This is a genomic window from Kitasatospora sp. NPDC029367 (genome assembly GCF_055569135.1).
On record NZ_JBVHYH010000001.1, the window covers coordinates 13460 to 25724 of the forward strand.

Sequence of the window (12265 nt, forward strand, 5' to 3'; positions counted from 1 at the left end):
ATCGCGGGAACCCGGTGGCGGTCGGTGGGGGAATCGGGGAGGCTCGGGCGCATGGTCTCGGTACTGCAGAACGTGGCGATCGACTGCGCCAACGCCTATGAGCTGGCCCGCTTCTGGAGCGAGGTGACGGGCCGACCGCTCGGCCCGGGCGACGAGCCCGGGGACGAAGAGGTGGCGGTGATGCTCACGGAGGGGCCGGTGCTGTATTTCAGCCAGGTGCCCGAGCCCAAGACGGTCAAGAACCGCCTCCACCTGTGCCTGCGCCCGGAGGGCCCGCGCGACCAGGAGGTGGCACGGCTGCTGGCACTCGGCGCCACCCTCGTCGCCGACCGCCGCGAGCCGGACGGTGCCGGGTGGGCCGTGCTCGCCGACCCCGAGGGCAACGAGTTCTGCGTGCTCCGCAGCGCGGCCGAGCGGGCCGCCATGGAGGCGGAGGCCTGAGCGCCTGACCCGCCGGGGCAGCCGGGGCCCGTTGCTGGTCGGGGTCAGTAGATGTACGGCTCGCCGATGAGGGTCGCGCCGACCTGGGCTGCCAGCCACTCGGCGTGGAGGTCGTCGCCCGCGTGGAGGTAGAGCATGTGGTGCGGCGTCCACGGGTGGTCGAGGCCCTCGGCCTCGTGATGGGTGTTGACCTGGAGGTGGGCGTGTCTCCGGGTCCACGACAGCCCGAGTGCGGGCACGGCCGGCCAGCAGAGGTCGTTCCAGTGGACCTGGAGGCGGTCGTGGACGCGCAGTGCCGCGTGGGTGGCAGCGCGGGCGTGCTGGGGGGTGGGGAGTTCGAGATAGGCGCCGTAGTCGTCCTCGGGCGGTACGGGGGCGTCCTCCGGCGTCTCCGCGGCCTTCCGGATCCCCTCGTGGACGCGGGCCTCCGGGACGGCTTCCAGCAGTTGCTTGAGTGCCATCCTGGTCGGGACCCTGGCCCAGAGCTCGGTTCCGTCGATCCGCTCGGATTCGGCGACGGCGCCGAGTGCGAGGAGCCGGTCGGCGAGGTCGAAGACGGCGTCGAGGTCGGGGGTCCGGAGCAGCGGGAAGACGAGGTTGTGCGACATGCCGCCCAGTCCTACCGGGCGCGATCGTGGATCACCAGCGGATATTTCGCGCCCGGACGACCTCCCGTCCGGCACTACGGCTGCAGTGTGTGCGACTACAGGTGCAGTGTCGCCAGTTCCTCGGCCGTCAGCACGAGCCCGGCCGCGGCGGCGGAGTCGCGGATGGAGGCGGGGCGGCGGGCGCCGGGGATCGGCAGGACGGCGGGGGACTGGGCGAGGTGCCAGGCCAGGCAGACCTGCTGGGGGCTGACGCCCCGGGCGCGGGCGAGGGTGTGGAACGGGGTGTCGGTCGCCGGTGCGGCGGCCCCTGGATCGTCGACGGCGCTGGCGGAGATGCCGCCGAGGGGGCTCCAAGGGAGGAAGGCCAGGCCGAGTTCGGTGCACAGGTCGAGGGTGTCGCGGGTGGCGGTGTACGCCGGGGAGAAACGGTTCTGCACGGAGACCAGGTGCGGGCCGAGGATCTCCCGGGCGGTGCGGATCTGCGCGCAGTCCACGTTGGAGACGCCGACCAGCCGTACCGTCCCCGCGTCCACCAGCTCGCGCAGCGCGCCGACCGACTCGGCGAAGGGCACCGCGGGGTCGGGCTTGTGCAGCTGGTAGAGGCCGATGGCCTCGATGCCCAGTCGCGCGGCCGAGGCCCGGGCGGCCCGGCGCAGGTGGCGCGGGTCGCCGTCGACCGTCCAACTGCCGTCGCCGGGGCGCCCCCGCCCGCCCTTGGTCGCCACCAGGACGTCGTCCGTGCCGCCGCCGTACGCGGCGAGGGCGCGGGCGACCAGGCGCTCGTTGTGGCCGACCTCGTCCGCGTGCCAGTGGTAGGAGTCGGCGGTGTCGATCAGCGTCACGCCCGCGTCCAGGGCGGCGTGCACGGTGGCGACGGCCTGCTCGTCGGCCGGGCGCCCCTCGACCGACAGTGGCATCGCGCCGAGGCCGATCGCGCCGAGGCTGATGCCACCGATCCGGCGGACGGCGGGAGTTGCGGGGATCGTGGTCATGCGTGGGCCTCCTTGACGGCCTGGGGCAGCCAGTCGGTGACGGGGGAGAAGCGGAAGCCCTGGTGGGCCGACCGGCCGGTGTCCATGGCGTAGCACCGGTCGAAGGAGAACGGAGAGTGGTGCCCGCCCGCGTCGGCGACGGTCAACTCCGGCTCCAGGCCGACCACCTGGCCGACGACCTCGCACAACTCCCGTACGTCCAGGGCCTCCGGGGAGGCCGCGTTGACCGGACCGGTGAAGTCCGCCCGCGCGGCCCAGGCCAGGAACCGGGCGATCTCCGGCGCGTGGACGAAGGACGCGCGCTGCGGCGACGGGTGCACGGCCACCGGCAGGCCGCGTCCGATCCGCTCCACGTAGTGCGCCAGCCGCCCGGTGAAGTCGGCGCCGCCGAGGACGTGCGCGGTGCGGACGGTGACCAGCTCGAAGGGTGCCAGCCGGGTGAGCAGGGCCTCCGCCTGGCGCTTGCCCTCGGCGTAGTGGGCCGCCAGGAACCCCGGCTCGGACCAGGGAAGTTGCAGGTCCACCCGCTCGGCCGACAGGTCGAGCGCGGGCTCCGGCAGCGGTGCGCCGCCGGGGCGGCCGAGGTGGGCGTAGACCTCGACGGTGGAGGTGAGCAGGTAGCGCGGGGTGCGGTCGGCGAACACCCGCGCGGCGGCGGCCGCCTGGACGGGCGTGTAGCAGACCTGGTCCACGACGGCGTCGAAGCGCCGGTCGCCGAGCGCGGCGTTCAGCGCGGCCTCGTCGTCGCGGTCGGCGCGCAGGTGGGTCACGCCGTGCGGGGCGGGGGCCGAGCCGCGGTTGACCACCGTCACCGCTGCGCCCGCGTCGCGGAGCTCCTCGATCAACTGCCTCCCGAAGTACCGGCTCCCGCCGATCACGCACACGTCCACCGTCTCGATCCCCTCTGCCGGGCCCGGTTCGTACCGTGCCGTCCCCGTGCCGCCGCTGTGCCGTCGCTGTTCCGTGCCGCCCCGCACCTTCGCGGGCCGGCTCCGGTGGTCAGCCTGCCGTGAGCCGGACGACAGCAGTAGTGTCGAGCTGGAGCCCCCGTCATAAGGAGAACTGTTGATCGACGTCCAGCGGCTGGCCGTCCTGCGCGAGGTCGCCCGCCGCGGCAGCTTCAACCAGGCGGCGCAGACCCTGCACTGCACGCCCTCGGCCGTCTCCCAGCAGGTCGCCGCACTGGAGCGCGGCCTCGGGGCGCCCGTCGTGGAGCGCTCCACCCGGGGGGTCACCCTCACCGACGCGGGCCGCCTGCTGGTCGAGGCCGCCGACGCGATCGCCGCCGAACTCGCCGACACCCGGCAGCGGATCGACCGGCTGACCGCCGAACGGACCGCCCTGACCATCGCCACCTTCGCCAGCGGCGGCCGCCGCCTGCTGCCCGCGGCACTCGCCGCCTTCGCCGCCGACCACCCCGAGGTGGAACTCACCGTCCTGGAGGCCGAACCGGAGGAGAGCCTGCCCGCCGTCCGCGAAGGCCGGGCCGACCTCGCCCTCGCGTACCACCTCGACGGGCCGCCGCCCAGCCGCCCCGGCGACCGCTCCGGCCTGGACTGGACCCCGCTCGGCGCGGACCCGCTCCGGGTCGTCCTGCCCGTCCGGCACCCGGCCGCGATCCGCTACCGGGACCGGCCCGAACCGCCGCACCTGGCCGAACTCGCCGACCAGCGCTGGATCCTGGGCTGCCGCAAGTCCGCCGGCCAGCTCGCCCACCACGCCGCCCTGGCCGGCGTCGAGCTGCGGATCTCCTGCACCGCCACCGACTACGAGTTCGCCCAGTCCCTCGTCCGCGGCGGGATCGGCATCGCCCTCATCCCCGAGATCGGCCTCGCCCCGCACCCCGACCTGGTCGCCCTCCCCCTCGCCGAACCCGGCCCCCGCCGCCACCTCGGCCTCGCCCTCTCCCGCCGCCGCCGGGGCCACCCCGCCCGCCTGGCCGAGGACCTGGCCGCCCGCCTGGCCGGTGGCGGGGCGGGAGCGTCCGCCGCTCGCACATCGGCCGACTCCTGACGCGACGGGCCTTCCCCGCCGCCGTGTTCACGGCCGGGCCCGACCGTCTGGGCCTGACGGCCGGACAGTCGGAGGCCGGGGCGGGGCGAGCGGTTCGTCGACCTGATGGAGTCGTTCCGGGAGGCGTTGGCCGAACTCGGCGTCACCGAACCGGACGAGGCCCTGGCGGAGCGCTGTCGGTCCGCTGCACCACCAGCCGGGCGGGATCGCGGCGGGCGAGCTGACGCCCCGCCAGATGGGGTGCCGGGCAGACCGACCGCCGCTCGGAGGAGCTGACACAAGGCTCGGACGCGTCGGTAGGTGATCGCGCAGCAGGCCAGTTTGAGGAGGGCCTCGTGGATGGCGAACAGCTGCCACGGCCGATGACGTGGCCGACCGGCCTTTCCGAGCTCCTTCGGCAGCCACTCCCACTGGACCCCGGTGTGCGGCACGAACAGGATCCCCCTGCACACAGCCCCGGTCGTTCAGCGGCGGGCGGCCGAGCTTGTGAAGCCGCTGCTGCCGCGCCGGCAGTAGCAGCTCGATCCGGCGCCCACAAGTCGTCCGACACCAACCACGGCGGTCTCCTCCCCACGACCTACTCGGCGACCAGACGGACGAACAGACGGACGAACAGACGGACGAACAGACATGGGTGTCACACAGTTCTGCTGGTGCCGCATCAGAGAACCTTTGCCCTGTTGAGAAGGAGATCAGGAATCGCGGGTGGTCTCTGCCTCGTTCGGGCCGACCACGGCCTCGGGTGCGTGCTGCCGGATCCCTGCGAGGAAGACGCGCAGGCCGTTGGAGAACCGCTCGCTGGGGTTGGTGGCGGCCAGTGTCTTCAGTCCCATTGCGAGCGGGTCGTCGGTGTCCAGCCCGGCGACCGCCAGACGTGCCGTCCAGTTGTCGCCGGTCGGCATGCGGGACTGGGCCTGTTCCTCGATGGTGTGGCCGAGGATGAAGTAGAACACCGCGAAGGTGTGCTCCCAGGCGCGATTCGGCGGGAATCCGGCCTCGGCGAGCACCTGCGCCGCACGGCGGCTCGCGGCCATCGTGTGCGGTCCGGGGGCGAAGGTTCCGGAGACCACCCGGGCGCCGTCGCGGCGGCTCAGCAGCGCCGTGTGCAGACGTTCACCCAGAAGCTCCAGCTGATCGGGCCAGGACAGGTCGGATGGCAGCGGCGCGCCGACCCCTTCCAGCAGTTGGTCGGCCATCGCGTCCAGCAGTGCGTCCTTGTTGGGGAAGTGGCGGTAGAGCGCACCGGCTTGGACGTTGAGCGCGACGCCGAGCCTGCGCATGGTCAGGCCGTCGAGTCCCTCGGCATCGAGGAGGTCGAGGGCCCCGGTCACGACGTTGGGCCGGCGCAGCAGCATGCGCACGCTCCCTTCTTCTCATGGGCGGCCGCCGATGCCCGGTGGCCCGCCCTCGGCTTGACAGGGGTCCACTCTATCCCTAGCGTGAACAGCGTTCACCGTGAACGTCGTTCACTGTTAACGCTGTTCACTTCCCCTTGGTTCAGCTCCTTCAGGGAAGGTCGTCATGAGCAATCCGCCCGACAGCCGCACCCGATTGACCAACGGTCTCGCCGAAATGGCGAGTCCGCCGCTGACCGGCCTGGATCCCGAGTTGAAAACCGCCGTCCCGGCGTTCCCCCGGGCCGATCTGAGCGATCCCGTTGCCGCGCGCAACAGCCTCGCCCAGCTGGCCGCCGCCGCGCCCGCCCCCGACACCACCGGCTTGGAGATCGAAGAGCGCACGGTGGACGCCGACCCGCAGGTGCCGGTGCGGATCTACCGCCCGCAAGAGGCCCACGGCGCGATCCTGTGGCTGCACGGCGGCGGATTCGTCATGGGAGATCTGGACACCGAGCACCCCTGGGCCGTCCGGGTCGCCCACGGATCCGGCGCCGTGGTGATCTCGGTGGGCTACCGCCGAGCCCCCGAGCACCCCTATCCGGCCGCCCTCGACGACACCTACGCCGCGCTGGCCTGGGCGGCAGGCCACGCCTACGAACTCGGCGTCGACCCGGCGCGGATCGCCATCGGCGGCCACGGCGCCGGCGCGACCCTCGCGGCCGCCGCCGCACTACGGGCACGCGACCGGCAGGGGCCCTCGATCCGCTTCCAGCTACTCAACCAGCCCGCGCTCGACGACCGTCAGCAGATGTGGTCGGCAAGGCACTTCACCGCAACTCCGTTCATGACACGGGAGAAGGTCTCCGCGTCGTGGCGGCACTACCTGGGCCCGAGTCAGGACGCGGCGTCCGTCTCACCGTACGCCGCCCCGGCACGGGCCACCGACCTGTCCGGTCTGCCGGCCGCCCACATCGCCACCGCGCAGTTCGACCCGAACCGCGACGAGGCCATCGCCTACGCGCTGCGGCTCCTGCAGGCCGGCGTACCCGTCGACCTGCACCAGTGGGCCGGCACCTTCCACGGGTCACAGGCGGCGGTATCCGCCGAAGTGTCCCGGCGGCAGATCGACGAACTCGCCGCAGTCCTGCGCCGCGCCCTGGCCTGAATGAGACGGCCACAGACCCGGAACGAACGTCAACCGAGCGAAGGGAATACCGACATGACCATCACCACGATCGATCTCTTCGAGTCCTTTCTGCACCTTCGCCCCGACGGCCAGGTGCGCGCCGAGCAGCCGACCTTCGACCCCGAGCGGGATGGGTGGCAGGTGATGGCGTTCCACGTCGCCACCGACGCCGACCTCCACGCCGACCACTGGGAAATCCATCCCCACGCGGACGAGGTCGTCTCCTGCCTCACCGGCCGCATACACCTCTGCTTCCGGCCCCTGCAGGCGGGCGGGGAGCAGGAGGAAGTCGAACTGGCGGCCGGAAAAGCGGTCATCGTGCCACGCGGGCGCTGGCACCGCATCGAACTGGACGCCCCGGGCGACATCCTGAGCGTCACCCTGCCGCAAGGCAGCCGTCTCGAGGAGCGGGCCCACGCCTAGCGCCGTATCAGCAAGGCCTTGCGTTGTGATGACGTGACGCACCGTCCGGATTCCGCCCCGGCGGCGTCTTCACCGAGCCCGACGACCACGGGCTCGGACGCTAACGCGGCGGACTGACCACCAAGATCCATCTTGTGGTCGAGCGGGCACAGAAGCCGATGTCGCTCGTGATCACGGCCGGCCAGCGCGGGGACTCCCCGCAGTTCCAGGTCGTCCTGGGCCGCATTCGGGTACCCCGGCTCGGAGCGGGACGGCCACGCACCCGGCCCGACAAGGTCCGCGCGGACAAGGCGTACGGTTCCCGCGCAAACCGCGCCTACCTGCGCCGCCGTGAACGGCGGCAACGGCGGCAACGGCCAGGAACGGAGGTACCACCTTCGCGCGTTGGGTCGGCATGGTGATGATGGCGGGTCTGCTCTTCATGGCAGTGCTGGTGATCGTGCCCTTCACCCTGGCCTCGATCCGGCATCTCATGGTGCGATCCGGCCGTCCGGGATGGTTGTGCCGTCGTCTGACCACTCGATCGCGAAGCAGCGGGCTCGGCCTCGGTGCCACCGCGACCGAGGAGTTGCACGCCTTCTTCAATGCCAACAAGCGCGTGCAAATCGAGCAGCGGCGGACTCAACTGGTTCTGCGGGATGACGACCACGATGGCGCCCCGCCTCGCATCGGTATCGACTTGGACGGCGGCACCGCAGTCGTTCAACAGCAGAACTAGCCGTGCCGCACCATGCGCGATCCACTCACTGCAAGATCCACTTCTGAAACAGACCCCAGGCTTGTTCTTCAACCTCTGACCCGGAGTGGTACGGCTGGCTCGCGAGGTAGTAGGCGTGTGTACGGTTCAGTGCCATGACCGCAGTTCAGTACCCACGGTTGGCGGATGTCTTCCCGGAACTCACCGCTGAGATTGTTCTGCTGCTGCGTGCCGAGGCTGATCCCCTGGCCGAGGTCATCGATGACTTGCTGTACTTCGGCCCGTGTACGTGCACGCCCAGCTGCACCAACCTGTTGACCGCGCCGCTCGGTTCGTCAGGATCCCGGATGGCTCAGCTGCAGCGCGACGGCGAAGACGTGATCTGGTTGAGCCTGGACCCGTCCATGACGGGTGTCACGGACATCGAGGTCCTCGACGGCCGCGATCTGGGGCCAGCTGCCCGCCGGCCTGGATAGTCATTCCTGCCCCTACGTGATCACGTCTTCTCGCTGAAGTCGACGTTGATCAACGCAGAGGTCGTGAGGTTGAGAGTGCTGGAAGACGCTGTCCGATCCGGTCGCGCCGCCACAACCGCTCCCCGTCGACCAGCTCGTGGAAGTCACCGTGGTCGGTGTCCACCGTCACGTGGCCCCGCGATGCCAACTCGTCCAGCAACGCGGACTTGCCGACCCCGGACATGCCGGTCACCAACACGCGCTTCATGCCACGGGAGCATACGCGCGAGCCACCTGCCGGGGCTGGCGTCACTGAGCCACGCCGTCAGCCGCCGAGGTTCAAGGTCCTTACCAGCTGGTCGAGTTCGGAGCGGAACAGCTTGTCCGGCGCGAAGGTCTGGGCGCGCAGGTGGCCGTAGACCTCCAGGGTGATCAGGCCGTGCAGGTGGGCCCAGATCCGCAGGGCCAGGGCGACTCCGGCGGGGGGCAGGTCGGGGAAGGCCGGGCGGACCTTGTGGAGCAGGCCCGGGTCGAAGTCGTCCCAGGTGAACCCGGAATCGTCGGGGGCCGGTTCGGTGCCGGCCCGGGCCGCGTCCGCGAGCGCGGCGATGCCGACGCAGACCCGTCGGGCGGCGTCCGGTGCGGGGCCGCCTGCCGGGGCCTGGTAGCCGGGGACGGGGTCGCCGTAGATGAGTCGGAAGCCCTCGGGGTTGGTGAGCGCCCAGTCGCGGAAGGCGTGCGCCCAGGCCGTGATGCGTTCGGCCGGGGCCCGGCGGGCCGAGTCGGCCCAGGCGGTGTCGACGGCGTCGGCGAGCGCGGTGTAGACGTCCGCGATGAGGGCGGTGACCAGGTCGTCGCGGGTGGCGAAGTAGCCGTAGATGGCGTTGGCGGTCATGCCCATCTCGCGGGCGATGGCCCGCAGGGTGATCGCGTCCGGGCCGCCGGAGCGCATCAGGTCCAGGGCGGTGAGCTTGATCTCGGCGGTCGTCTCGGCCCGCAGTCGCTCGCGTCGTCCGGTGCTTCGGGTGGCTGCCACGGGCTCACTCTACCGTGCAGCTCTACGCCGTCACCTTCCTGATTGCCGTTCAGAAACTTCACGCCGTATAGTTTTCGCACGGCGTGAGGATCGTTGGGGTTCCGCGCTGTCCAGCCACCATGACCACGCATGAACCAGGGGAGAGCCATGCACATCGGCGTCATCGGAGCCACCGGGACCATCGGCAGTCGGGTCGTCACCGAGGCCCTCGGGCGCGGACACCACGTCACGGCATTCAGTCGCGATGCGGCGGCGATCACCGACCGGCGCGAGCACCTGACCTGGTCGAGCCTCGACGTCCTCGACCCGGCGGGCATCGCCGCCGTCCTGCCCGGCATGGACGTCCTGATCAGCGGCTACCAGCCGGGCAACGCCTCGAAGGACTTCGCGGACACCGTCCGGCGCTCCATCGCCGACCCGACCGTCTACGCCGCTGCCGCCAGGGCCCTGCTCAAGGCCCTGGAGAGCCACCCGCGCACCCGGCTCATCGTCATCGGCGGCGCCGGCAGCCTGGAGCTCGAACCGGGCGTCGTCCGCGCCGACCGCGACGAGCTCGTCCACGCCTCCCTCGACGAACTCGGCCTTCCGCGCGAGTACGCGGCAGCCGTGCGCGGCCACCGCGAGGCGCTGGACGTCCTGCGCGCATCGAACCGGCTCTGGACGTATTTCAGCCCCGCCGAGCAGATCGGCCCCGGTGAGCGCACCGGCCGGTTCCGGATCGGCGGCGACCAGCCGGTGCTGGACGCGGACGGGGTGAGCCGGATCTCGGCGGAGGACGCCGCCGTCGCGCTGGTGGACGAGGCGGAACTGCCGCGCTTCGTCCAGCGGCGGTTCACCGTCGGGTACTGAGGGGGTCCCAGGGAGAGGCCGCGCCGGGCCCGAAATGCGCCCGCCCGGCCGCCGTGGATGCGCGAGAATCCCGTCATGCAGCCGATCACCGAGCACATCGCGCACATGGCGGTCCGACTGGCCGAAGTCCCGGGCGTAGTGGGGGTGATGCTCGGCGGAAGCCGGGCGCGCGGGGAGCACCGCCCGGAGTCCGACTGGGACCTCGGCGTCTACTACCGCGGCGACCTCGACCTCGCGGCCCTGGGGGAGCTGGCGGGCCCAGGGGTCGAGGTCGCCGGGCCCGGCGGCTGGGGGCCGTGGGTGAACGGCGGGGCGTGGCTGCGGGTCGACGGGGTCGCCGTGGACTGGATCCTGCGGGACCTCGACCGGGTCGAGCGGGTGTGGGCCGACTGCCGCGAGGGCCGCTACGAAGTCGGCGTACAGGCCGGGCACCCGCTCGGGTTCTGGTCGCCCTGCTACGTCGGGGAGCTTGCGCTCGGTCGCGTACTCGCCGACCCGACAGGGGAGTTGGCCGCTCTCCGGGCCCAGACCGCGGACTATCCCGAGCCGCTGCGCGCGGCCCTGACGGCCGGGGCCTGGGAGGCGGAGTTCCTGGTCGGCGCGGCGGCGAAGGGGGCGGAGCGGGGCGACGTGCTGTACGTCTCGCTCTGCCTCTCCCGGGCGGTCGGCGTGCTGCTGCAGGCGCTGTACGCGCGGGACCGCCGCTGGTGCCTCAACGAGAAGGGCGCGCTGGCCGTCGCCGGTCAACTCGACGGTGTGTCAGCGGACTTCGACGCACGGGTGCGTCAACTGCTCGGCTCCGCCGGGGAGACCCCCGCGGCGCTGACCGCGACGGTGGAGCGGGCGCGGCAGTTGGTCGGGGAGGTGGTGGCGGTCCTGCGCGGATGACCGCACGCGCCCCCCGCCACTCTCAACGTATAGCGCACGGGGGGCCTTGCCGCAAGGCCCTGGTCGTGCCGCAGAATCTCCAACTCCAGGGCGGGGCCCCTGGGGAGAACGGGAGGAATGTCAGGATGCGCGTCGTGCTGTCCACCTATGGTTCGCGCGGTGACGTCCAGCCGCTGGCGGGACTCGCGGTGAAGCTGCGGGAACTCGGCGTGCCGGTGCGGGTGTGCGCGCCGCCGGACGAGGAGTTCGCCCGGCGGCTGGCCGTCGACGGGGTCGAGCTGGTGCCGGTCGGGCCGGCCGTGCGGCCGGCCGTGAAGGGGGAGCCGCCCGCGCCCGGGGACTTCCCCCGGCGGGTGGCCACGATGGTCGGGCAGTTCCACGAGGCCGTCGCGGCGACCGCCGGGCCGGGGGACACGGTGGTGGCCACCGGGCTCTTCCCGGCGGTGGCCGGCGCCCAGGCGGCGGCCGAGACGGTCGGCGCCCGCTTCCGCTACGTCGCCCTCCAGCCGACCATGCTGCCCTCCCCGTACCACCCGCCGTTCGAGTACCCGGGCCACCCGTACCTGCCGGGGGTGACGGACAACCGGGAGCTGTGGCAGGACAACATCCGCACCATGAACGCGCTGTTCCGTGAGCCGGTCAACGCCCATCGTGCCTCGGTGGGCCTGCCCGCCGTGGACAATGTGCGTGACCACGTCCTCACCGACAGCCCCTGGCTGGCCACCGACCAACTCCTGGGCCCCTGGCTGGACTTCGCCGGAAGCGCCGTCGTCCCAACAGGCGCCTGGCTGCTGCCCGACCACCGCCCGCTGCCCGCCGGGCTGTCCGCCTTCCTGGACGCCGGCGAGGCCCCGGTGTACGTGGGCTTCGGCAGCATGCCGATGGGCGGCGCTCCCGACGCGGCACGCGACGCGGTGACGGCCGCGCGGGCGCTGGGGCGGCGGGTGGTGCTCGCCCGGGGCTGGGCGGAGCTGGCCCTCGTCGACGGCGGGGACGACTGCTTCGCCGTCGGCGAGGTCAACCAGCAGGCGCTGTTCCCCCGGATCGCCGCCGCCGTCCACCACGGTGGCGCGGGCACCACCACCGCGGCCGCCCTGGCCGGGGCCCCGCAGGTGGTGGTGCCGCAGATGGTCGACCAGCCCTACTGGGCGGGCCGCGTCGCCGAGTTGGGGATCGGCGTGGCCCACGAGGGGGCCGTCCCCACCGTCGATTCGCTGACCGACGCGCTCCGGGCGGCGCTGGCCCCGGAGGTCGCCGCACGGGCGACGGCGCTCGCACGCGAGGTCCGCACGGACGGGGCCGAGGTGGCGGCGAAGCTGCTGCTGGCCTGACGACGCCGG

At 72.5% G+C, this 12265-nt stretch carries 15 protein-coding genes and 1 pseudogene; 10 read left to right on the forward strand and 6 right to left on the reverse strand.

Annotated elements, in window-relative coordinates; translation table 11 throughout:
- The first annotated feature begins 51 nt into the window (after positions 1-51).
- Positions 52-441, forward strand: coding sequence for a VOC family protein (locus tag ACZ4W5_RS00080; RefSeq protein WP_465651607.1), 390 nt, complete (start codon positions 52-54; stop codon positions 439-441).
- Positions 442-485: 44 nt separating this feature from the next.
- Here the strand turns inward: ACZ4W5_RS00080 and ACZ4W5_RS00085 are convergent, their stop codons facing one another.
- From ACZ4W5_RS00085 to ACZ4W5_RS00095, 3 genes are all read right to left on the reverse strand, one after another.
- Positions 486-1049: a hypothetical protein gene (locus ACZ4W5_RS00085; RefSeq protein ID WP_465651609.1), complete on the reverse strand. Its 564-nt coding sequence runs from the start codon at positions 1047-1049 to the stop codon at positions 486-488.
- 95 nt (positions 1050-1144) lie between these two features.
- Positions 1145-2041, reverse strand: coding sequence for an aldo/keto reductase (locus tag ACZ4W5_RS00090; RefSeq protein WP_465651611.1), 897 nt, complete (start codon positions 2039-2041; stop codon positions 1145-1147).
- On the reverse strand, positions 2038-2931 hold the full coding sequence (locus tag ACZ4W5_RS00095) for an NAD-dependent epimerase/dehydratase family protein (protein WP_465651613.1): 894 nt from the start codon (positions 2929-2931) through the stop codon (positions 2038-2040). The genes ACZ4W5_RS00090 and ACZ4W5_RS00095 overlap by 4 nt, the downstream gene beginning before the upstream one ends.
- 175 nt (positions 2932-3106) lie before the next feature.
- Here ACZ4W5_RS00095 and ACZ4W5_RS00100 point away from each other — a divergent pair, with 175 nt between their 5' ends.
- On the forward strand, positions 3107-4054 hold the full coding sequence (locus tag ACZ4W5_RS00100; RefSeq protein WP_465651615.1) for a LysR family transcriptional regulator: 948 nt from the start codon (positions 3107-3109) through the stop codon (positions 4052-4054).
- A 692-nt stretch (positions 4055-4746) separates the two neighbouring features.
- Here ACZ4W5_RS00100 and ACZ4W5_RS00105 read toward each other — a convergent pair.
- Positions 4747-5409 carry a TetR/AcrR family transcriptional regulator C-terminal domain-containing protein gene (locus tag ACZ4W5_RS00105; RefSeq protein WP_465652175.1) on the reverse strand — a complete coding sequence of 221 codons (663 nt, stop codon included), beginning with the start codon at positions 5407-5409 and terminating at the stop codon, positions 4747-4749.
- A gap of 241 nt (positions 5410-5650) precedes the next feature.
- Here ACZ4W5_RS00105 and ACZ4W5_RS00110 point away from each other — a divergent pair, with 241 nt between their 5' ends.
- The 5 genes and pseudogenes from ACZ4W5_RS00110 (at position 5651) to ACZ4W5_RS00130 (ending at position 8173) form a co-directional block, all read left to right on the forward strand.
- A complete protein-coding gene (locus ACZ4W5_RS00110) occupies positions 5651-6556 on the forward strand; it encodes an alpha/beta hydrolase (protein WP_465652177.1) in 906 nt (301 codons plus the stop codon).
- Between the two features lie 54 nt (positions 6557-6610).
- On the forward strand, positions 6611-7000 hold the full coding sequence (locus tag ACZ4W5_RS00115) for a cupin domain-containing protein (protein ID WP_465651617.1): 390 nt from the start codon (positions 6611-6613) through the stop codon (positions 6998-7000).
- A gap of 104 nt (positions 7001-7104) precedes the next feature.
- Positions 7105-7332, forward strand: a pseudogene (locus tag ACZ4W5_RS00120) (transposase); the annotation flags it as partial.
- A gap of 62 nt (positions 7333-7394) precedes the next feature.
- A complete protein-coding gene (locus tag ACZ4W5_RS00125; RefSeq protein ID WP_465651619.1) occupies positions 7395-7718 on the forward strand; it encodes a DUF6191 domain-containing protein in 324 nt (107 codons plus the stop codon).
- Between the two features lie 134 nt (positions 7719-7852).
- On the forward strand, positions 7853-8173 hold the full coding sequence (locus tag ACZ4W5_RS00130) for a hypothetical protein (protein ID WP_465651621.1): 321 nt from the start codon (positions 7853-7855) through the stop codon (positions 8171-8173).
- A gap of 49 nt (positions 8174-8222) precedes the next feature.
- On the opposite strand, the gene ACZ4W5_RS00135 is transcribed toward ACZ4W5_RS00130, so the two are convergent.
- Entirely contained in the window at positions 8223-8420 is a 198-nt protein-coding gene (locus ACZ4W5_RS00135) for a hypothetical protein (protein ID WP_465651623.1), read from the reverse strand.
- Positions 8421-8477: 57 nt separating this feature from the next.
- Positions 8478-9188, reverse strand: a complete 711-nt coding sequence (locus ACZ4W5_RS00140) for a TetR/AcrR family transcriptional regulator (RefSeq protein ID WP_465651625.1) — start codon at positions 9186-9188, stop codon at positions 8478-8480.
- A gap of 129 nt (positions 9189-9317) precedes the next feature.
- Between ACZ4W5_RS00140 and ACZ4W5_RS00145 the strand changes: the two genes are divergently transcribed.
- The 3 genes from ACZ4W5_RS00145 to ACZ4W5_RS00155 all read left to right on the forward strand — a co-directional run bounded on the left by ACZ4W5_RS00145 (position 9318) and on the right by ACZ4W5_RS00155 (position 12256).
- Positions 9318-10037, forward strand: coding sequence for an NAD(P)-dependent oxidoreductase (locus ACZ4W5_RS00145; RefSeq protein ID WP_465651627.1), 720 nt, complete (start codon positions 9318-9320; stop codon positions 10035-10037).
- A 75-nt stretch (positions 10038-10112) separates the two neighbouring features.
- Positions 10113-10925: a DUF4037 domain-containing protein gene (locus tag ACZ4W5_RS00150; protein WP_465651629.1), complete on the forward strand. Its 813-nt coding sequence runs from the start codon at positions 10113-10115 to the stop codon at positions 10923-10925.
- A gap of 125 nt (positions 10926-11050) precedes the next feature.
- Positions 11051-12256: a glycosyltransferase gene (locus tag ACZ4W5_RS00155; RefSeq protein WP_465651631.1), complete on the forward strand. Its 1206-nt coding sequence runs from the start codon at positions 11051-11053 to the stop codon at positions 12254-12256.
- Positions 12257-12265 lie beyond the last annotated feature (9 nt).

Excerpts from the sequence above, each read along its gene's own strand:
- ACZ4W5_RS00080 (WP_465651607.1), top strand. The coding sequence starts at position 52 with ATGGTCTCGGTACTGCAGAACGTGGCGATCGACTGCGCCAACGCCTAT.
- ACZ4W5_RS00085 (WP_465651609.1), bottom strand. The coding sequence starts at position 1,049 with ATGTCGCACAACCTCGTCTTCCCGCTGCTCCGGACCCCCGACCTCGAC.
- ACZ4W5_RS00090 (WP_465651611.1), bottom strand. The coding sequence starts at position 2,041 with ATGACCACGATCCCCGCAACTCCCGCCGTCCGCCGGATCGGTGGCATC.
- ACZ4W5_RS00105 (WP_465652175.1), bottom strand. The coding sequence starts at position 5,409 with ATGCTGCTGCGCCGGCCCAACGTCGTGACCGGGGCCCTCGACCTCCTC.
- ACZ4W5_RS00115 (WP_465651617.1), top strand. The coding sequence starts at position 6,611 with ATGACCATCACCACGATCGATCTCTTCGAGTCCTTTCTGCACCTTCGC.
- ACZ4W5_RS00125 (WP_465651619.1), top strand. The coding sequence starts at position 7,395 with ATGGTGATGATGGCGGGTCTGCTCTTCATGGCAGTGCTGGTGATCGTG.
- ACZ4W5_RS00130 (WP_465651621.1), top strand. The coding sequence starts at position 7,853 with ATGACCGCAGTTCAGTACCCACGGTTGGCGGATGTCTTCCCGGAACTC.
- ACZ4W5_RS00135 (WP_465651623.1), bottom strand. The coding sequence starts at position 8,420 with ATGAAGCGCGTGTTGGTGACCGGCATGTCCGGGGTCGGCAAGTCCGCG.
- ACZ4W5_RS00145 (WP_465651627.1), top strand. The coding sequence starts at position 9,318 with ATGAACCAGGGGAGAGCCATGCACATCGGCGTCATCGGAGCCACCGGG.
- ACZ4W5_RS00150 (WP_465651629.1), top strand. The coding sequence starts at position 10,113 with ATGCAGCCGATCACCGAGCACATCGCGCACATGGCGGTCCGACTGGCC.
- ACZ4W5_RS00155 (WP_465651631.1), top strand. The coding sequence starts at position 11,051 with ATGCGCGTCGTGCTGTCCACCTATGGTTCGCGCGGTGACGTCCAGCCG.